Genomic DNA, 20,936 nt, shown 5'->3' with positions numbered 1-20,936 from the left:
TGCGTGAAAACGATATTGAAATTAAAATGGCCTATTGCAATTGGTATCGTAGTACTGACAGCCGTTTTATTTATGCTAGCACCTGATTTAGCGAAGCAGGCGGAAAAGGCAGGTTCCTTCCAATTGCTCGAATCAGCAGATTCACAAAAGGCGGCAAAGATGTTAGAGGATGCGGGAGAAGCAGATGAAACGATTTCGCTAGTCTACGATCTTAACGAACCAGCAGATCAAGCAAAGAAACAAGAAATCTCCAAGACTGCCAAAGAAATCAAGGGGGCCAGTAAGATTGTAACGGACGTTCTTGATCCATTTGAAAGTGCGGAAATGGAAGATCAGCTCGTTTCTGAAGATCAGAAAATTGTATTGCTTCCCATAACGGTAGACGGTACAGATGATCAAATCATTCAGTTGGCTGAAAAAATAGAAAAAGATATCGTATCTACAGAAGACAAAGTTTATATGACAGGCGAAGCCATCATCAATCATGATGTAAACGAAAGTGCGCAAGAAGGGTTGAAGAAAACAGAGATTATTACGGTTGTATTGATCTTTGCCTTATTACTTATTGTGTTCCGCTCGATCGTGACACCATTCGTTCCATTAGTTGCGGTAGGCATCACCTACTTGTTAAGTCAGTCATTCGTCGCATTCTTTATCGATTGGTTTGGGTTCCCAGTTTCGAACTATACTCAAATATTTTTAGTAGCGATTTTATTCGGTCTTGGAACAGATTACTGTATTCTGTTATTAAGTCGATATAAAGAAGAGTTACTAGCTGGACATGAAGTAGAAGAAGCCATTATCAACACGTATAAAACAGCAGGACGCACACTTTTCATCAGTGCACTTGCGGTATTTATCGGTTTCGCGGCAATCGGATTTGCGGATTTCCCTATATTTAAATCAGCAGTCGCAGTAGCGGTCGGAATTGCCGTGTTGATGCTCGTTCTATTCACTGTTGTTCCGTTGTTAATGTCTATTTTGAAAGACAAATTATTCTGGCCTGCAAAAAGCGCGGCTTCTCATAAGGATAGTAAATTGTGGATTGCATTCAGTAAATTATCTGTAATGCGCCCGTTACTTTCCATGTTAATCGTAGCGATCATCACCATCCCGCTACTACTGACGTATGACAATGATCTTTCATTCAATACAGTAGATGAAATTGATGGAAGTAAAGAGTCCGTAAAAGGATTAAATCTTATCTCTAAAGCTTTCGGTGAAGGAGATTCACTACCGGTACAAGTATTGTTAAAGAAAGATTCTCCAATTGTTAAAGAAGGAGATATCACTTATTTAGAAGCGATTTCACGAGACTTGGAGAAAGTAGAAGGAGTCAAGAGCGTTCGTACTGTTACACGACCAACGGGTGAATTGTTGGAAGATTTATATGTAGACCATCAGATCGGTTTGATGGCAGATGGTTTGAAGCAGGCGAATGACGGCATACATGAAATTCGCTTAGGATTAGCGACAGTACAATATAATTTACGCGATACAGCGAATCAATTGCCTTCAGGCGGTGCTGGCGGTGGTAGCGGATTAATTCAAGCCGCAAACGGTATTGAGCAAATCAATGGCCAGCTGGCACAGATTTCTGGTGGCCTACAACAAGGTCTTCCAGCCGCACAAGCAGCTGGAGGGTTGGATGCTCTAGGTAACGAATTAAGTAAGATTCGTGATGGCATTGCAGGGGCTGGATCTCAGATCAACCAAAGTGGTTCACAAATTGGCCAATTAAAAGGTGGTTTGAAGCAGCTAGGTAGTGGCGTTAAAGCCTCTAAGGACGGTTTAGCTGAAGTAACGACAGGACTTCAGGAAATTGCGGATATGCTCGATGATATGGCGGATACGAAAAGTGTGCGCGACACGGGTTTATTCATTCCAAAAGGAACGCTTGAAAATGAAGAGTTTACACCCGTTATCGATCGCTACACATTCGATGATGAAAAAGGGATTTTGATGGAAGTCATTTTGAAAGAGAACCCGTATTCACGTGAAGCGATTTCAACGGTACATGATATTAAAGATACGGTGAAGCGCGCGGTCATCGGTACGCCATTTGAAGATGCAGACTTAGCATTTAGTGGTATTTCGAGTATGAACTCGGACTTGAGTGATATTTCATCCGCGGACTTTACGCGTACTGTCACCATTATGTTAATAGGGTTATTCATTGTTCTTTTCGTCTTATTCCGTTCAGCGATCATGCCATTGTATATGATCGGTTCACTATTGCTGACATATTACACAGCGATATCTATTACGGAATTGATCTTCGTCAATGGTCTTGGGTATGACGGAGTCAGTTGGGCTGTTCCGTTCTTTGGATTTATTATGCTCATTGCACTTGGTGTAGATTACTCCATTTTCTTACTCGATCGTTTCCGCGAGGAGAGTATTAGGGGTATGAAGATCAAGGAAGCCTTGATGTATTCTATGGCGAAGATGGGTACGGTCATTATTACGGCAGCTATCATTTTGGCAGGGACATTCGGTGCGATGATGCCTTCAGGCGTCTTGAGCCTTATGCAAATTGCGACGATTGTTATTTCGGGATTACTACTCTATGGTTTAATTATTTTACCATTGTTAATTCCGGCTATTACGGTTTCATTTGGACGCGGAGTTTGGTGGCCGTTTAGAGGATAAAAGAGAAGGTGCTCAGCCATTGACTGAGCACCTTTTTTGTCTATGTTTATAGAGCTAAGTTTACAGGGTAAAGAAGTAAAAAGAATAGATAGGAGATCGCTCATGATGAAGTTACATACAGGGTCATTATATTGGGAGTCGACTTTTACAAAGGAAGGTTTTGCGAGAGTGCATCGTCAAGATGTATATGATGTCGCCATAGTAGGTGGCGGGATGTCGGGCGCATTGACTTCCTATGTATTAGCGAATGAAGGCTATTCGATCGCGTTGATTGAACAAGAAGAAGTAGGAGGGGGTAGTACCTCTGCAAATACGGGTCTACTGCAGTTCTCTAATGATATTATGCTACATGAATTGATCGAACAAATTGGTGAAAAGAAGGCAGTGGAATTTTATCAGTCATGTAAAGACGCAATGGAGAGTTTGCAAGACGTTGCGAAACATGCACCGTTCGATGTCCAATTTCATACACGCAAAAGTTTATATTATGCTAGCACAGAAGAAGATGTTGCCAGATTACGCAAGGAGTTTGAAGCACTACGAAAATACGGTTTTCCGGTAGCGTTTTGGGAATCTGAAGATATTGAAGCACATTTCCCGTTTTCACAACCTGCCGCCATCGTGACGGCGGGAGATGCAGAAGTGAATCCTTTACGTTTATGTATGGGTGCGATTCATCACGCATATGAGAAGGGTATGGACGTATTTGAACATACGGAAGTGCTTGAGATTCAAGATACAGAGGAACACGTTCTCATCAAAACGACGAATGGAGAATTTCAGGCAAAGTCGGTCGTTGTTACTACGGGTTATGCACCGACTCTTGATACGAAGATTCCTCAAAAAGATTTGAAAGTTACCTATGCAATCGCCACACAGCCAATAGACGATTTGTCATTCTGGCATGAACGGATGATGATCTGGGAAACAAAACGACCTTATTTATATATGCGGTTGACAGATGAAAATCGCATCGTGGCGGGTGGTTTGGATCAGGATATGGATACATTACCGAGATCACAAAAAGAATACGAAAAGAAATTCGATCAATTAAAGCAAGAGTTGCAAGAGCTGTTTCCTGATCAGAAGCTAGATTTTGAGTATGAGTGGACGGCACTATTTGGTGAATCGACAGATGAACTACCAGTCATCGGGCGCCATCCATTGGAACCACATATTTACTATCTAATTGGACTTGGCGGCAACGGAACGGTCTATAGTATGTTGGGTGCGTATTTACTACGTGATGAATTGGCGGGGAAGTCGAATCCTAATGAACCTATATTGGAAATAGATCGATAAAAAAAGCAACTGGAGAAAAAGTTCTTCAGTTGCTTTTATGCATGTATTTACATGGGAAATACTATGTCGCTAGATTAGTTAACTTAGAATGTGATAACACCCATAGCCATAGTAATTAGGAATAATACGATACTGAATCCCCACATAATAAGGAATGAGTAGCGGATATGTTTGCCCATTTCCAAACCTGCAAGCCCTAATGCAAGCCATAGTGCAGGGGAGAAGGGGCTGACGAATGTACCGATAACGTTCCCGACGATTAATGCATACGCGATGGAAACTGATGGAACACCGAAGCCAGAGACGACTTGTTCTACAATCGGCAGTAATGCGAAATAATACGCATCTGTACTGAGCAATAGATCAAACGGTACGCCGAAGAGGCCGATGATGATATGCAAATACGGCACAATGAGTGCCGGCAGTACTTTTACTAAATCTGTTGCTATAGAATCTAGCATGTTCGCACCGTTTAAAATACCTAGGAATGAACCGGCTGCTAGAATGATCGCTGCCATTAGTAAGGCATTCGGCGCATGCGCTTTAATACGATCCATTTGTTCATTCACGGAGCGATAGTTTAATGGAAGCGCGATACTGAATCCAACCATGAAGATAAAGCCTGCCGGTACTTTTCCCCAAACGAGTAATCCGACGACGCTGACGGCAATAATCACGTTGATCCAAAGCATTTTTGGACGAAGAAGGAGACTGCCATCAGAGTCTACTTTTTGCTCTACCTCTTCTATCTCATCCACGTCATCGTCAAAAGCTCCACTAGCCACTTTTTTAGCGATAATTCGCTTTTCGCGTAATCCGAGAATGAAAGCAAATGTAATTAAGAGTAGTATCCCGACGATTTGGATTTTGATAAGTGGCCGCCACAATTCCGTGACGTCGACACCAAGCACAGCTGCAGCTCGCCCAAGAGGTCCGCCCCATGGAACCATATTTACGATACTTGCTGAGATTCCGACAAGAAGTAGCAGTAAATAAGGATTCATTTTCAATCTTTTATAGAGTGGTAAAAGCGCAGGGATTGTAATTAGGAATGTGGACGCCCCTGAGCCATCTAACTGTGCAATAGCCGCGATTACTACTGTGGCCATGGCAACAGCTACTACATTTCCTCGTGAGATTTTAATCATTGTATTAATTAATGGGTTGAAGACCCCTGCATCTTGCATAACACCAAAGAACAGAATCGCAAAGATGAACATAATAACGACGCTAATAACAGATTCAATTCCACTGTTGAAGAACTCCCCAATCTCCTTAAAGTTGAAGCCGGCAAAAAATGCTCCGAAGATGGGAACGATGACCAAACCGACGATAGGTGTAATCCGGCCGCTGATCAGTAATGCCACGATAATGAAAATAGTCAATAATCCAATAATACTTAACATAGCGATTTCCCTCCAATGAATAAAATGGTGAAAGAGAGATGTAAGCGGATACAAATAGATGTAATCACGTAAATTCTCTTATGCTGTCCATAATGTATCATGTCGAAAAGTCGCGAAAAAGCTTGTGATCATAAGGCGGATAGAGTTTTTATTGTGCATTTTGTTCATATTATTCACGCGGAAGCATTTAGAGTTTGATATACGTGCGTTCAGGTCTCCCGACATCTCCATAGTGCAATTGGGCTTTTACTTTTTCTACTAATACAAGGTATTCCAAATAGCGTCGTGCGGTAGAGCGGCTGACGCCAGCTGCTTCACCGGCATGAGCGGCGGTTAATCCTCCCGTCGTACATTGTAAGATTACGTTTTCAATGCGTTCAAGAGTTAGACGATCTATACCTTTTGGCAAACCATCAGCTGAAAGGGAAAGGGCTGGTTGTATCTCTGTACCGAATAATATACGGTCAAGATCTTCTTGGGACAGTTCGGTTTTTGAAGAGAGCAATATTTTACTAGAACGGTACCGTCTGAATGCTTTCGCAAACCTCTCTGGTTCAACGGGTTTGATTAAATAATCCAACACGCCTCCCTGGAGTGCTTCTTCTACAGTTTCTGCCTCTTTCGCAGCTGTTAACAACATAATATCAATGGTGGGGAATTCCCTCCGCAGACCCCAAAATAAGTCGAGTCCCGAGCTGTCGGGTATGTAGACATCCAATAAAATGAGATTAGGCAGGACTTTTAACTGCCGCAAATAGGCAAGGGTTTCTGAAGCTGTCCTTTGTTCTGATACGACTTCATAGCCAGCAATCTGTTCAATTAGTTGGCGGTTAATCTTCGCCACTCGAAAGTCATCCTCAACAATGACTACTCGTATAGTACTGATCACGGGTAGAATTCCTCCTTTAATTATCTTTTGGCAATGAAACGACAAAGTATGTACCGCCCAGTTCACTCGGTTCAATGGACAGCTGGCCATTTGCAGTTTCAATTGCATTCTTTGTTAGGGCGAGACCGAAGCCTCTTTCGGTTCCAACTTTTGTCGAGAAACCACGGGTTACAAGTTTATCAATGGATGCATCATCGATACCCGGACCTGCGTCATCGATTTCAAACAGCAGATCTTGTCCGATATCAGTAAAAGAAATCGATATTTCTCGGGAAATGGCTCGTTCATCATGTACAGCATCAAATGCGTTATCAAGCAGATTTCCGATAGCCGTCAATAATGCTTGGCGGTTCACGTCGGATATTGGTGAATGGAATTGGCTATCGGGTTGGATGGACACATTGATTTGCAACTCGCTCGCTTGACTAAGTTTTCCGACAAGCAGACCACTAATGTATGGATCATTTATATTATCAAGTAGTGTGTTTGTCCAATGTTGCTGAATGCTAGTTTCGTGTCGAATAAAATCGAGCACTTCATCTTTTTTGTTCAGTTGCGTCAGTCCCATAATCGTATACAGTTTATTAGCGAATTCATGTGTTTGTGATCGCAGGGCATTAGCATATTGCTGAATGTGCGATAGTTTTTTCGTTAAATTCTCGATCTCGGTTTTATTCCTGAAAGTGGCAACTGCACCGAGCAATTCATGTTCGTAGAAGATCGGCACGCTGTTTACATACACGATGTGGTTGCTAAAAACTTTTTCCTGATCGAAGACGGATTCACCATGCTGCAGAACATAGGGCAGATCTGAATTAGGAAAGCTCTCTTGTATAGGTTTACCTATCCAGTCATCGGCTTGCTGTTCGCCGCCTGTCAACAGTTTCAACGCAGCGGAGTTGACCATCGTAATTCGGCCATCCTTATTAATAGCAATAATGCCTTCATGAATGGAATGCAAAATAGTTTCTTTTTGAAAGAGTAAATGCGAAATCTCTTCAGGCTCTAATCCAAATAACACTTTCTTTATATAGTTCGCAATCAGTATAGCTCCAATGATTGCGGCTGTGCAAATGCCTAGGAGAACAAGCCAGATTTCCTTGCTGTATCCCCAAATGATTGATTCAATGGAATCTACTAAGAACCCCACTGAGACAACCCCTACAATTTCGCCATTTAAATAGACGGGTGCTTTTGCACGGAGTGAGCTACCTAAAGATCCTGTTGATTTGGACGTATAAGATTCTCCGTTATTTAACGCACGTTCATTATCTTCACCAATCATTTTTTCGCCAATCCGATCGGGACTCGGGTGTGCATAACGGATTTCCTGTTGGTTACCAACAACGATAAACTCTGCGTCTGTCTGGTCTTGGATTTTTTGCACAATTGGCTGGATGATAGCAGAAGGATTATTCGATTCAAAGGCCTGAGAAATCTCAGGTATCACCGCCACACTTTTTGCAACACTCAGCGCTCTTTCCCCAATTTGAGTTTCTAATGTATCAGTGACGAAGAAACTCATGAATCCACCAATCAGCAATATGATCGTAATGGAGAGCGCGCCTATCAAGCTAATCATTTTCAGGTGGAGATTGAGAAAGGGTCTGTTTTTCGTTCTATGGATGGATAAATCTTCTTTTCGGATACGGATCATGTCGAACCCCCGGTAAACATGTTAGTAGATATAGAATACCATGCTATGCGAAATATGAAATGGTATTGTTCATTAAAAAGTGAAAGGGAGTGATCAACGTTGGAGGCATAGACAGTTAGCCATTATACGTATGGAAAAGAAGAGTTTCCTTACTAGCGATGTAGAAATAAATCCTTGAACATAGCATCATGATTCGTATTGTAGGAAACTCAGTGAGGAAGTACAGTAGTTTCACTTACGTAGCATGCAGGATAGTGCGATTTTGCAGTAGGACTTGAAATTTCCATATGAGATTGCGATCTAGCCAATTGAAAATCTATTTACTTAGAACGCGTTTACATGAATCATTCGTAAATGACCAGGTAGCACAGTAATTTGCTGCGCCGTTTCTTCATAGATTTCTCCGTCCATATCGACTTTATTTCCAATAGGTTGCATGATATCAAGAGCTGTGACTTGAATATATTCGAGTTCATATAATTGATCATTTACCACAGCAGGATTTTGTAGTGTAAATAATTCACGAAAAGCAGCAAAGTTGGAATCGCGCACAATTAGAACATCTAATTTACCATCAATAGGAGATAATGAAGCGATAGGAAGCTCGGTTGTGCCAATAAATCCTCCATTCAGAACGAATAGTAGAATAGCCTCTCCTTCTAACTCTGTATCCATAGATTGAATTTTGTATCGAAATGGTTGGGTCTGATTCAATGTTCGTAAGGTACTCAGCATATAGCTAATGGAACCAAAACGTTTCTTTTCAATGGACTTTATATTTTCGGATGTTTCAGTGACTAATCCGGTTCCCCAAAAATTCATAAAGTACTGCTCACCAACTTTACCAATATCGGTATTCCTAATCGATCCGTTGAGGAGAGAAATGGCTGCTTCATGTAAAGGTTGCGGAATCCCTAATGATCGACTAAAGTCGTTTGATGTACCACCAGGCAAAACTGCGATGACAGGACGTGTAGCAAGAGGTGCGATACTATTTATACAGGTGTGTACAGTCCCGTCACCACCTAGTATGATGAACAAATCGACTTGGTCGCTATATGTAACACAAGCTTGCCGGAGTTGTTCTTCGGAAGAAGTGTTCAATACAATGAGTTGATCTACCGCTTGTGCGAACACATGAAGTGTCTGGGAAAGTTTTAGCTGTGTATCATTCGCGCCCGCTGTCTGATTATAAATAAAAAGCGCGCTGTTGAAATGAAGCATGATATACACTTCCTTTTTTACTGTATTATTCCCGATTTCACGATGTAGAAACTATGTGTTGAACGTAAGCAACTGGTTTCTTATATGAATCTCAGGGAATGGTAACTATAAGAGGAGTGAGGATATATGGATATTTACACAGTTGGACATTCTACGCATACAAAAGAAGAATTTTTAAAGTTATTGGATGATGCAGGTATCGAGAAACTAGTCGATGTGCGTGCGTTTCCAGGTAGTCGCAAATTCCCGCATTTCCATGAGGATCGAATGAAAGAATGGCTACCGGCACATGATATCGACTATGCGCATTGTAGTAAGTTAGGTGGCCGTAGAAGAAAATCCAAAACGATTGACCATGAAGTAAACGATGGATGGAACAATCAGTCGTTCCATAACTACGCGGATTATACGTTGACAGAGGAATTTCAAGAAGGAGTCGACAACCTAATGAAGGATGCTGCCGAACAACGAATTGCTATCTGCTGTTCCGAACGGCATCCCGCAAGATGCCATCGCTTGTTGATTAGTAATTGGCTTGCTACACATGGTTGGACTGTGAAACACATTATAGATGGACCGAAAGAACAGACGTTGATAGAAGATCATGTCGTGGGAAAGTGGGGGGCAGAACCTACCATGACAAATGATGATGAAGTAATATATCCACCTGAAGAAGAGTAACAAGAAAGCCCTTTAGTTCAAAGGGCTTTCTTGTTACTCGTACAATGTTTTATCGTGTGATCCATCTGCATGGTAAACAGATAATATACCTTCGTGTTCCGTAACGTACTTTTTTGCTTTATCAAGTAAAGCGGATTTGGTATCTTCTTTAAACATGACATGATCGCTACCCGACTTTTGGAAGATCCATTCCTCTCCACGAGGTTTTACTTCGTAATGTGGACGTCCTTCACTTTTACCTTCCACGTATTCATGAGCTTGCGCTGTAGCTATGGATATAGCACGATCTTCTTCGTAATTCTCACGCAGCAGAGCATTGGCAATTTCAATCGCTTTATCACGTACTGCAGGATCCAGATTCTTCAATGAAGCAGGATAATCCTGTTTGCTCCAAGGCATTCGACATCACCTCCTGTTTCACAAATTCCCTTTTTTCATCCAGCGTAAACTACAGTATAAAAGAAATGTTAAACGTCTGCTACCTGAACCTTATTTGAATAATTCATAATGTAGAAGAAGCAATCAGCATTCATTTTTGAATAATTTGATTATTCTATCACTTAATGCTAGAGTATAGATATTCTTACGTACTTAGCGATCTAGCATTATTTTAACGATCGCCCATTTTGTTATGATCTCAATAGGATAACCCTATATAGATAAATAGTAACTGAAGGAGTGATGGTATTGTCTCTGTCTGTTAAGCAACTATTGGAGAGTAAAGGTATTCAGGCAAAACCCGAACATCTAGAAATCTTAGAAAGTCGCTGGAAGGGGATGCAAGGGTTAAGAGGAACATTAGAAGGTGTGAAAATCGAAGACGCAGATATCGGACTTCGAAATATCCCCGGAGGTGATCATATTGGCTAAAGAATTGACTCAGAAGTCGGTCGAGGAACTGGCACCACTTTTGGAAAACGGATCATTATCACCAGTCGAGTTAACCAATGCAGTGCTAGATCATGCAGAAGAGACGCAAGACACGATCAATGCTTACATGACAATCTACCGCGAAGAAGCGGAGCAATCAGCGCGTGAAGCAGAGAAAGAAATTAAAAATGGAAACTATCGAGGCATGTATCATGGAATTCCAATGGCCTTGAAAGATAATTTATATTTTAAAGGAAAAGTCACTACCATGTCTTCTAAAATTCATAAGGATTTTATTCCAGAAGATGATGCGACAGTAGTAAGCAAGTTAAGAGATGCTGGAGTCATTTTCACAGGAAAACTGAGTATGCATGAATATGCTTGGGGAATTACAAACAATAATCCCCACTATGGAGCAGTTAGAAACCCTTGGGATACAGACAGAATTCCTGGTGGTTCGAGTGGCGGCTCAGGAGCTGCCGTTTCAATTGGTTCAAGTGTCGCTTCTCTTGGAACAGATACAGCAGGCTCTATCCGAATTCCTTCATCCATCTGTGGGATTGTTGGATTAAAGCCAACACATGGGCGTGTTAGTAAATATGGATGTTATCCATTGGCTTGGACACTTGATCATATTGGTCCGATGACTAAAACAATCAAAGATGCAGCAGGGATGATGGATATTATTTCAGGGTTTGATGAGAAGGATCCCACATCGGTTAATACTCCAGTGAACCAGCATTTGAAGAAAATCAAAGGGGACGTATCCAATCTGGTCATTGGCGTGAATGAAGATTATTTCTTCAATAGAGTAGATGATGAAGTGGATCAAGTAGTACGTGGAAATATTAAAGCGCTTACAGACCAGGGGGCTAAAGTGGAAGTAGTGAAAATTCCAAGTTTAAAATATGCGGAATGGGCGGAACTGGTGACATCACTTTCAGAAGCGTCTGCTATTCATCATGAAGACATGTTGAAGCGCCCGCAAGATTTCGGTGATGATATCCGAATGTTGTTTGAGCTTGGTGAATTACCATCTGCTGTTGACTATCTTCAAGCCCAGCAAGTACGTCGTCAACTTAAGCAAGAATTCGAGGAAGTATTCAAAAAGGTCGACGTACTTATTGCTCCAACACTACCGGTAGTGGCGAGTACAATCGGTGCGGACAATGTGGAACTTAACGGGGAGCAAGTGGATCTAATCGATAACATTATTCGTTTTACAGGACCGGGTAATCTAACTGGCCTTCCTGCATTGTCAGTACCGGGTGGTTTCAAAGGAGACCTACCTGTCGGAGTGCAGATTATTGGACCTGCTTTCTCAGAAGCTTTATTGCTCGACGTCGGTTATGCGATTGAACAGACTAATCCGATGAAGAATAGGAAACCGCCTTTACTCACAAAAGCATAAAACCACAAAAAGCTCCGCGGTCAACCCATGGCCGCGGAGCTCTTCGTTATGTACTCGCTCTTCGACGAAGCGGTACAAATTATTCGACTTTACTTCTTCGCTATCACAAACCCAGCTGCACCAAACTTCAACCCAAATCCGTTTGTGCAATTGCTGTTATAAATAGTATAACCTATCAAAAACGGTATAAACGCAAATCATCAAACTGTGAAGAATGTCATACTTCTGTAGTGTTTGGCATCAAACTGAGATACATTACAGCAGCCTTACACTAACCTTTCATTACTATATAATATGCAGAATATTCCGGTTGTATACCTAAGTAGTCAGAATATTCAACTACATTAATTTTGAAATAAACATTGTAGCAATTCCGAAATAAATTAGTAATGACAGAATATCATTGATCGTCGTAATTAAAGGGCCGGAAGCTACAGCTGGGTCTACATTAAATTTATTGAGAATCAAAGGAATAACGGTTCCTGCAATCGTTCCGATAATCAGTGTAGCAACTAAAGATGAACCTACAACTAATCCTAGTGTGAAACTACCTTGCCATACATAGGCAATTACTGAGATCACGGCACCACAAACGACACCTAATATAATCCCAACAATTAACTCTCGAAATACTAGATGCAGTGACGTTTTCATATTTAAGTCTTCAGATACTAGACCACGCACCACGACAGCTAAAGATTGAGTACCGGTGTTACCGGTCATACCGGCAATCATCGGCATAAAAAAGGCGAGAGCGACAACCGCTTCTAACGTTTCTTCAAATTTGGAAATGATACTACCTGAAACAAGGCCGATAAATAACAATAGAATGAGCCAGGGGAGTCTACGGTAAGCGGCCACGAGAGGTTTTGTTTTGAAGTCAATAGATTTACCAGAAGCGAACAGCATTTCAATATCCTTGTTAGCTTCTCTGACAACTAAATCGAGTACTTCATCTGCCTGTATGATTCCCACTAATATATTCTCTTCATTGACAACAGGTAGTGATACGAAATCAAATTGTCCAATCATTTTGGCTACTTCGCCTTGATCAGTCGTATCCAGTACTTTGGCAAGACCGGTCTCCATAATTTCCGTTACCATACAATCTGACTTTGCGAGCAATAAATCACGGTAAGAAAGCACACCTATTAATTGTTTTTCATCATTAATGATATATACGTAATTTAAATAATGAGCAAATGATTTATAATGCATCAGCTTTTCAATCGTTTTTTCAACAGTGTATGACTGATGAACCCATACATAACGCGTCGTCATAATCCGACCAGCTGAATCTTTAGGATACTTTCGGCGCTGTAACACATTCTTTTTTTGTTCTTGGCGCAATTCAGCTATAAGTTTTTCCACTTGTTTATCCGACAGATCGGATAAAAGGTGGGATAAGTCATCACTTTTCATTTCTTCGAGCAGTTCTGTGGAACGAACCGGCCCCACTAAATCCAGTACGCGTAATTGTTCACTTTTCGATAAAAAGCCTAGCATATTCACCAGATGATCTTTATCCAGTATTTCTAAAAATATAGTATGTCGTTTTCGTGGTAATCGTTTATACTGAGTCGCTACCTCTCTAGGTTCTAATTCATTAATTGCTTTTTTTAAGGATTCCAAATTACCATCTTTAATTAATTGTATAATCGCGCGTGAAACATCATCTTGATCACGAGTCAGCGGCATGTAACGCACCTCTCTTATCCGTAAATAGTTATGTTCATTCATTCTTTCCCCTCTGTGATAGAAAAGAAACCAAGTGATGCAATGTAAAATAATGTTAGTCAATAAAAAAAGCCTCCGAAGAGACTTAGTTCAAACTTAAATGTGAGTATCTTTGTCAGCCGGTTTTGGATCAGTTAAGGGATCATAGCTATGATTTTTAGCTAATGGATTCGGGTCAATTAACGGGCTTGATTCGATATCATGACTAGCAGGGTGATCAATTGAACCTGTCGTATGGGAAGCGTGTGTATGTGTTACTGGATCATATAGATCTGAGTCGATTAATACTAAAATTTTCCCGTGCTCGAAATGATCATGATAGCGATGAGCTTCATCTTCAGGAATCCCCATTCCAATCAATGCACCTGCAAGGCCACCGACACCTGCTCCGGCTGCAGCTCCTGTAATGCCGGCTACTATTGGACCAGCTGCTATTATAGGACCTATCCCAGGGATAGCCAATGCACCGATGCCTGTAAGAATTCCTCCAAAACCACCGATCAAACCACCAGTTGCAGCTCCCGTCGCGGCCCCTTCGGCAGCATGTGTGTCCGTTTGTTCGACTACATAATCTGCTTCTTCACGATCTTTACTAATAATGGAAATATCATCGGCAGTGAATCCGAGATGCTTTAAATTTTCAATCGCGGCAATGGCTTCTCTATCTGTGTCATAAGTTCCGACTACATGTCTTTTCTTCATAAAATAGCTCCTCCTATAAATGTAGTAAATAGTAGTTTCACATTACTTATAAAACTACCCTTTACTATCCAAATAAAACCCAAAATCTATAGATATATCAAAATGTAAAGTTTGATACAGGTCTATATACCTTAGTTTTCACACAACTTGAAATAAAAGGAGCTATTTGTAACATAAATATAGGCGCTGTCATTGCATTGTTTCACGTTTGTAATCTAACTGTAATATAGACTTGGTAAGATAAGACTATCAAATCGTTAGGGGTGGCATATTGAAGAAGTTATTATTTGCATTGACAGTAGCCATGGGAATTACAGTATTTACAAGCGGGATGAACGAAACATCAGCCGCTGCATCCGTTCACACAGTTAAAAAAGGTGACACACTATATAGAATCTCTCTACAAAACAATGTGTCTGTCTCTAATATTCAGAAATGGAATAACTTAAAATCCACAGTGATTTATCCAAATCAAAAGTTGCGTTTAGTGAAGTCTTCTAAAGTGGCTGCTAACGCTCCGAAGAAACAAAGCACACCATCTCGTTCAAATGGAGACAGTGTTTCGAAAGAACTTATGGTAAGTGCAACAGCGTATACAGCACATTGTAATGGTTGTTCAGGTATTACAAGAACAGGATTGAACTTGCGTCAAAATCCGAACTTGAAAGTAATTGCAGTAGATCCACGAGTTATCAAATTAGGAACTAAAGTTCACGTGGAAGGGTACGGATATGCTATCGCTGGAGATACTGGTGGAGCAATTAAAGGTAATAAAATCGACGTATTCATTCCAAATAAATCACGTGCCTTCGAATGGGGCCGTAAAAACGTAAAAGTAAAAGTGCTTAACTAATATATTGATAGCTCACATAGCATAACTGCTATGTGAGTTTTTTTTGTTATCACATATGTTCCACCATCTATACTCTATTTTCGACAATAAAAAAACATGATCCCCAATTTGCAGGTATCATGTGTAGGTTATATAGAAGAAATAACTTGATTTTTACCATTCTTTTTTGCTTTGTAAAGAGCGAGATCCGCTAAATGAAATAATTCGTTGAAACTTTGTATAGTACGCCTTGTATTATCACTGATTCCTACACTGATCGTGATCGGAATAGGTAACACATCTGAAGTAGAAGATAAGGACTCAATTTGATCAGCGAGTAAAGTAGCTTTTCTTTTCGCGTCTGCTAAAGAAATATCTTGCATCACTAAAACAAATTCATCTCCACCAAAACGAGCCAACACATCTTCTTTTCTTATTTGATTAATAGAAGTGTGCGCAACAAATTTAATGGCTTCATCGCCAACTAGATGACCATATGTGTCATTGATTGCTTTTAAATTATCGATATCGAAAACAATACAAACTACGGGCTTTTTAGTTGTGGCTACTTCCGTCAGCCATAAATTAGTTGTTTCTTCTAAATACTTTCGATTGTAGACGCCTGTCAAATAGTCCAAGTTTTCGCTTGATACATTGGAAGAGTTCTGTAACCGTATTTGCAATTCAAGTGCTGCTTTTACTAGGCGACTGTCTTCGATTTCATGCAATAAATCAATATATTCCTTCTGAATGATTGCCAATTCATCAAAACTACAAAGGTTTTCTGCTAACACAACTCGTCTTTGCTGGATATCCTTTAGTGTAGAGTAATCTTTCAATCTTTCCTCGCGTTGTTTTGCTTTCGTGTAAAAGTGGAAAGCTTTTTCGGGCTCACCTATTAAATCATAGAATCTACCTTTTAAGATCTCGAGAAATGCTGTTTCGCGCCGATGAATGTCCGAATCTGGTAATTGATGTAAATAGTCAAGGCTTGTTTGAGCAAGATGAGGATTTTGAAGATTAATGGCGGATTCAATTACGTGAAGATGTGCTCGAATCAATAAAATTTCTCTGTTGACGTCCTTCATATTTGCAAAAGAAACGGCTAATTGTGCAGATTCTAACGCTTGATTATACTGCTCCTTTTTATTGTGAAGAAGGCTTAGTTTAGTGTAGGCCATGCTGACATAAGAATAATCTTTACTCTCCATTGCAATGGAAAGCATATCTTCCAATAATTTTTGCCCTCTGTCATAGTCTAATGCGAAAGAACTGACAAAGTATTGCAAGTAATACGACCGCATATAATCGGATTTCTTACCGTACATCACACATTGTGTGTGATGCTCTTCTATATGAAAGAGAACTTTTTCGAAATCACCAGTGTAATAATGGGAGATCGCAGAAATGTAATGCGCGGTTAACACAGCCTCATTATTTGAATATAAAAGACCTTTGTTTAATAGCTCACCTCCACGTTGAACGACTAACTCATAGCGTCCTTCGTTTCTTGCTTCATTAATTTTGCTATAAATTGCCGTTATCTCATTTTCCCTAGCCATAGCTGTTCTCCTCCGATATAGGAAGTATTAGTAATTTCTGTAGTTCTAATGTATGTTTTGTATTATTTATGAATGTAATGCTATCATATCATGTCGTGAATGAATGAACACATTTAAAAGTACTCATTTTACGAATGTTCTATTGAATACATTAAAGACTATAGTTTTATATACCCTGTAAATTAAAAGTATAAACGTCCTACTTAAGATTATGAAGTAGGACGTTGAATTATACATTATATATATCTTAGTTGGATTGGATTTGCTTGAATGCGGAAATAAAGTATTCAGGTTCTTCCTCAATTTCAAATGTAAAAACACCTTCATTTGTATGAAGATAAAATAATCCAGTGTGACCCGAGAAAGGGCGGTAGGATACATCAAAAACATGCTGTAGTGGGAAACTACGATCCGATGTTGTAATACGATCTTGAAACAAGCAAATTGTGTGATAAGACTTTTGGTGCGTTTGCTCTATGCGATCCACGACACGGTGAATGGAAATATAGCTAAGTGAAAGGATTAGCTGATCACTCGAGTTATTCATTAGACGACCTCCTATATCGTCATTATCATAACACAGAATGCTGTGCTCATAAAAACGTTAGAGATACTATAGACCTAAACGATACGATAGAACTAATCTTTACGTAAGTGACTGGTAAAACGAATTAACGCTAGCAGTAAAAGAAACGTTACAGCACCTGCTGTATCTAAATAAACATCTTGCATCGTCGCAGTGCGGCCTCCTGTAAAGTACTGGTGTAATTCATCAGCGCATGCTAAAACGAAGGTGAATAGAGCTGCTAATAATATACGAATCTTAGACTTAGGTAAGAGCCAATAAATAACTAAGGCCAAACATCCAAATGTGAAGAAATGTGCAGCTTTACGAATTAAGAATTCTACAAAATGATAATATCCCCGCTCTTCAATAGAAATAGTTCTATTCCAATAGGAGAATTCCCACTTCGATAAAGTAGTTTTACCAGGCTCGCTTGGTAGCCATTGCTGTAATGTGGAAACGAGCGATTGTTGTTCGTATGTCTGACTGGATGAGATCAACAGTCCGACTAAAATGCTGAGTAGTAAGAAAAGCGCCAGTAATTTTTTCATAATGGGATTGTATCATGAAAAGTATATTGTGATATAGGTGAACTAAAATTTAATTTGTTATTCCACAGTTACAAGGATGTAACCTGAATGTAATATGCAAAGTGTACACTTTCTAAGTGCGGGCGATTCCACAATATGTACAATGCATCCTTCATTTTTCATTACCAAACGTGGGAAAGTATGTTAATGTTTTATTTGAATGGCTAGTAATCACTCTTTCGTTTTATATACTTTATTCATTTAGTAGTCTTCAGGATTATTTAATATGAAAAAGGGTATGAGAGTAAGAGAGTGATTTTTATGCTGCTCTACAACCAACCAGCAATTACGCTCGTAATTAAACTAGAGGAGGAAATTATTTAATGAAATCACAATCAAAAAAGAAGTACAGTAAGTATCTAACAGGTGTAGCGTCAGCGGCATTGGTAGCATCAGCAGTGGCACCAGTTGTCAGTGCAGCAGACTTCAATGACGTAGTAGACACTAACTCACACAAGGAGGCAATTGACGCACTAGCAGCATCAGGTGTGATCAGCGGTTATCCGGATGGTTCGTTCAAGCCTAATAAGACTTTAACTCGTTCTGACGTAGTAAAGTTAATGGGAAAATGGCTTGTATCAAAAGGTTATACAATTCCGACAGACTATAAAACAAATCCACGCTTCACAGATTTAACTTCTAAGTCGAATGACGAATTGTTGCAATCAGCAGCAATCGTAAAAGATAACGATGTATTTAGAGGATATGAAGATGGATCATTAGGAGCAGCTGGATCTATTACCCGTGAAAATATGGCGGTTGTATTGGTTCGTGCATTTGATTCAGTAAATAAAACGAGCTTATTAACATATGTGCAAGAACAAGAATTTGATAGAGATGTAGTAGATTTGAATAAGGCAAAAGCTGAAGCGCGTACTGCAATCGATGTACTAGACTACTTCGACATTACAAACCCAATTGCACCAAACTTCAGACCAAAAGAAACGACAACACGTGCACAATTCGCTTCATTCCTATACAAAACTCTTCAAGTGGAAGTACCTGGAGAAGAACCAGAAGCTCCGGAAGTATCTGAAATTACATCAGTTACAGCAACTGATGAAAAGCAACTTGAGCTAACAGGTAAGAATTTGCACATGTTGAAAGCTGAGCAGTTGAAAATTGAAGGAAATGAACTAGCTTCATTCATAGCGAACGAAGACGGTACAAAAGCGACAATCGAACTAAAAAACGAACTTACGTCGGGTAAAGAAATGACTCTTGACTTGACGACTAAAGCCGAAGAAGAAGGCGAAGAAGATGTAGTGACTTCTTACAAGTTTATGTACGAGTTCACAGTAGAGAAAGTTACGGCTACTACGACTCAGGTGAATGCTGAAAAAGCTGGTCAGAAGTTGATGTTCAACGTTGATGGCAAACCTGCCGACATGAAAAAATTGACGGATGCTGGTTATACGGTTGCGTTTCAGTCTACTAATACCAATGTGTTCTCTGAGCGTGCGACGGGTACGTTGAAAGAGCTTGCTGCGGACACAAAATTCTCTTACAAAGTAATTGTTACAGATAAAGATGGGAAAACTGTTGAGTCAGAATTAGTAGATGTTAAAGTAGTAGACTTCGCTAATACAGTTTCTGAGATTAGTAAAGTTTCAGTTAAGCAAGATGGAGTAACGGTAGAAAGTGGAAAGATTTCACTTGAAGACGGTACAGTAGATGTAAAAGTCGAAGAAACTATTACTCTTAGCGGAGCAACAAAAACTGATTCGACTGCAACATTTACATCTTCTAATCCAAGCGTAGCTACAGTTACTTCAAATGGTACAGTTACTCCAATCAGTACTGGAGAAGTTACTATTGTAGCAAAAGTTGGCGATGTTACGAAGGACATAAAGCTTACAGTAAGTGCAGGCGAACGTGTAGCAAGCAATGCTACATTATCTTCAACAGAGTTGAAAGTAATTGAAGGCAAAACTCAAGCTTCTGATTTAGTAGTTAAAGACCAATATGGTGACTTATATGCTGGCAATGTAACTGTTGAGTCAAAAAACACTGAAATTGCTACAGTTTCGTCTGCTACTTTAGCAGTTGATAAAGGCAAGGCTACTGTAAATATTGAAGGCGTAAAAGCTGGTACTACAACTGTCCAAGTTAAATCTGGAGATACAGTACTAGGTAATATAGCAGTTGCTGTATCGGATGATATAACAGTAGCTACTAAAAAGCTAGAAACAGTATCTACTTCAGATGACTTGACAATTGATGCGATTAAAGGTTCAGAAGACGGTTCTGTAGTGTTAGCTTGGAAGCAGTACAACAAACAAGGGTTTTATGTAGGCGATGACAAAATTGGTGTTGGACACGAAGTCACCTCATCTAACCCAAGTGTTGCAACAGTTACAAAAGATGCTGCAACAGGGAAACTAACTGTTGTTGCTAAGCAAGCAGGAACTACGGATATCTTGATTAAAACAGGTGATATTACAAGAGCAACAGCTACGATTACTGTGGTAAATTCAACTCCGTCGATTTCCTCAGTAGAAATTAAGGAATTAAAAACTATTACCAAGGCCGGAAACTTAAATGAAAAGGTAGTATTGCCAGAGGGTATTAAATTAACATCTACTGAATTCACTCCAAAGATTGCTGATAACGGCGATATTTATATTGGAGAAGGTGAAAACGGAACTGTTCTTGGTACGATTGCGACAAGTTATTCTGGAAATACTACAGATATCGATGATTTAAATATAATTGGTGGTACTCTTACTGGTGATGTTCAGCCAGAAGCACAAGGAACAATCGTAGTAAGCGTGAAAAAAGCTGGACAATCTAGCGCGATTGCAACTAAGCAAATCGAAGTAAACGTTCCAAAATAATTTAAATATGCTATGTACA

General features: G+C 39.9%; 17 protein-coding genes. 7 read left to right on the top strand and 10 right to left on the bottom strand.

Features of this window, described 5'->3' with window-relative positions; translation table 11 throughout:
- The first annotated feature begins 3 nt into the window (after positions 1–3).
- A complete protein-coding gene (locus CSV61_RS07215; RefSeq protein ID WP_099638650.1) occupies positions 4–2,652 on the top strand; it encodes an MMPL family transporter in 2,649 nt (882 codons plus the stop codon).
- Between the two features lie 105 nt (positions 2,653–2,757).
- A complete protein-coding gene (locus CSV61_RS07210) occupies positions 2,758–3,954 on the top strand; it encodes an NAD(P)/FAD-dependent oxidoreductase (RefSeq protein WP_099638715.1) in 1,197 nt (398 codons plus the stop codon).
- Between the two features lie 83 nt (positions 3,955–4,037).
- On the opposite strand, the gene CSV61_RS07205 is transcribed toward CSV61_RS07210, so the two are convergent.
- The 4 genes from CSV61_RS07205 to CSV61_RS07190 form a co-directional block, all read right to left on the bottom strand.
- Positions 4,038–5,360: a CitMHS family transporter gene (locus CSV61_RS07205; protein ID WP_099638649.1), complete on the bottom strand. Its 1,323-nt coding sequence runs from the start codon at positions 5,358–5,360 to the stop codon at positions 4,038–4,040.
- Positions 5,361–5,547: 187 nt separating this feature from the next.
- Positions 5,548–6,249: a response regulator gene (locus CSV61_RS07200; protein ID WP_099638648.1), complete on the bottom strand. Its 702-nt coding sequence runs from the start codon at positions 6,247–6,249 to the stop codon at positions 5,548–5,550.
- Positions 6,250–6,265: 16 nt separating this feature from the next.
- Entirely contained in the window at positions 6,266–7,906 is a 1,641-nt protein-coding gene (locus CSV61_RS07195; protein WP_099638647.1) for an ATP-binding protein, read from the bottom strand.
- Between the two features lie 324 nt (positions 7,907–8,230).
- On the bottom strand, positions 8,231–9,130 hold the full coding sequence (locus CSV61_RS07190; RefSeq protein WP_083035111.1) for a YegS/Rv2252/BmrU family lipid kinase: 900 nt from the start codon (positions 9,128–9,130) through the stop codon (positions 8,231–8,233).
- Positions 9,131–9,256: 126 nt separating this feature from the next.
- On the opposite strand from CSV61_RS07190, the gene CSV61_RS07185 reads away from it, so the two are divergent.
- A complete protein-coding gene (locus tag CSV61_RS07185) occupies positions 9,257–9,811 on the top strand; it encodes a DUF488 domain-containing protein (RefSeq protein WP_099638646.1) in 555 nt (184 codons plus the stop codon).
- Between the two features lie 33 nt (positions 9,812–9,844).
- Here CSV61_RS07185 and CSV61_RS07180 read toward each other — a convergent pair whose 3' ends face one another.
- Positions 9,845–10,210, bottom strand: coding sequence for a DUF2188 domain-containing protein (locus tag CSV61_RS07180; RefSeq protein WP_099638645.1), 366 nt, complete (start codon positions 10,208–10,210; stop codon positions 9,845–9,847).
- A 282-nt stretch (positions 10,211–10,492) separates the two neighbouring features.
- Here CSV61_RS07180 and CSV61_RS07175 point away from each other — a divergent pair, with 282 nt between their 5' ends.
- Both CSV61_RS07175 and CSV61_RS07170 read left to right on the top strand, forming a co-directional pair.
- A complete protein-coding gene (locus CSV61_RS07175; protein ID WP_233193540.1) occupies positions 10,493–10,681 on the top strand; it encodes a hypothetical protein in 189 nt (62 codons plus the stop codon).
- Positions 10,674–12,092 (top strand): amidase, encoded by a 1,419-nt coding sequence (locus tag CSV61_RS07170; protein WP_099638644.1) that lies wholly within the window; start codon positions 10,674–10,676, stop codon positions 12,090–12,092. Before CSV61_RS07175 ends, CSV61_RS07170 begins: the two co-directional genes overlap by 8 nt.
- A 339-nt stretch (positions 12,093–12,431) precedes the next feature.
- On the opposite strand, the gene mgtE is transcribed toward CSV61_RS07170, so the two are convergent.
- Both mgtE and CSV61_RS07160 read right to left on the bottom strand, forming a co-directional pair.
- Positions 12,432–13,790 carry a magnesium transporter gene (gene mgtE, locus CSV61_RS07165; protein ID WP_099638643.1) on the bottom strand — a complete coding sequence of 453 codons (1,359 nt, stop codon included), beginning with the start codon at positions 13,788–13,790 and terminating at the stop codon, positions 12,432–12,434.
- Positions 13,791–13,925: 135 nt separating this feature from the next.
- Positions 13,926–14,531 (bottom strand): general stress protein, encoded by a 606-nt coding sequence (locus CSV61_RS07160; RefSeq protein WP_099638642.1) that lies wholly within the window; start codon positions 14,529–14,531, stop codon positions 13,926–13,928.
- Between the two features lie 271 nt (positions 14,532–14,802).
- Here CSV61_RS07160 and CSV61_RS07155 point away from each other — a divergent pair, with 271 nt between their 5' ends.
- The gene (locus tag CSV61_RS07155; protein ID WP_233193539.1) at positions 14,803–15,384 is read left to right on the top strand and encodes a 3D domain-containing protein; all 582 of its coding nucleotides are present in this window, start codon (positions 14,803–14,805) and stop codon (positions 15,382–15,384) included.
- Between the two features lie 128 nt (positions 15,385–15,512).
- Here the strand turns inward: CSV61_RS07155 and CSV61_RS07150 are convergent, their stop codons facing one another.
- From CSV61_RS07150 to CSV61_RS07140, 3 genes are all read right to left on the bottom strand, one after another.
- Positions 15,513–16,925, bottom strand: coding sequence for a GGDEF domain-containing protein (locus tag CSV61_RS07150; protein ID WP_099638641.1), 1,413 nt, complete (start codon positions 16,923–16,925; stop codon positions 15,513–15,515).
- A gap of 247 nt (positions 16,926–17,172) precedes the next feature.
- On the bottom strand, positions 17,173–17,472 hold the full coding sequence (locus CSV61_RS07145) for a hypothetical protein (RefSeq protein WP_099638640.1): 300 nt from the start codon (positions 17,470–17,472) through the stop codon (positions 17,173–17,175).
- Between the two features lie 92 nt (positions 17,473–17,564).
- The gene (locus tag CSV61_RS07140) at positions 17,565–18,041 is read right to left on the bottom strand and encodes a VanZ family protein (RefSeq protein ID WP_099638639.1); all 477 of its coding nucleotides are present in this window, start codon (positions 18,039–18,041) and stop codon (positions 17,565–17,567) included.
- A gap of 362 nt (positions 18,042–18,403) precedes the next feature.
- Between CSV61_RS07140 and CSV61_RS07135 the strand changes: the two genes are divergently transcribed.
- The gene (locus CSV61_RS07135) at positions 18,404–20,917 is read left to right on the top strand and encodes an S-layer homology domain-containing protein (protein WP_099638638.1); all 2,514 of its coding nucleotides are present in this window, start codon (positions 18,404–18,406) and stop codon (positions 20,915–20,917) included.
- Positions 20,918–20,936: the final 19 nt, after the last annotated feature.

Source organism: Sporosarcina sp. P3, from assembly GCF_002743415.1.
Lineage (GTDB): Bacteria > Bacillota > Bacilli > Bacillales_A > Planococcaceae > Sporosarcina > Sporosarcina ureae_A.
This window is presented reverse-complemented; position numbering and strand designations above follow the sequence as displayed.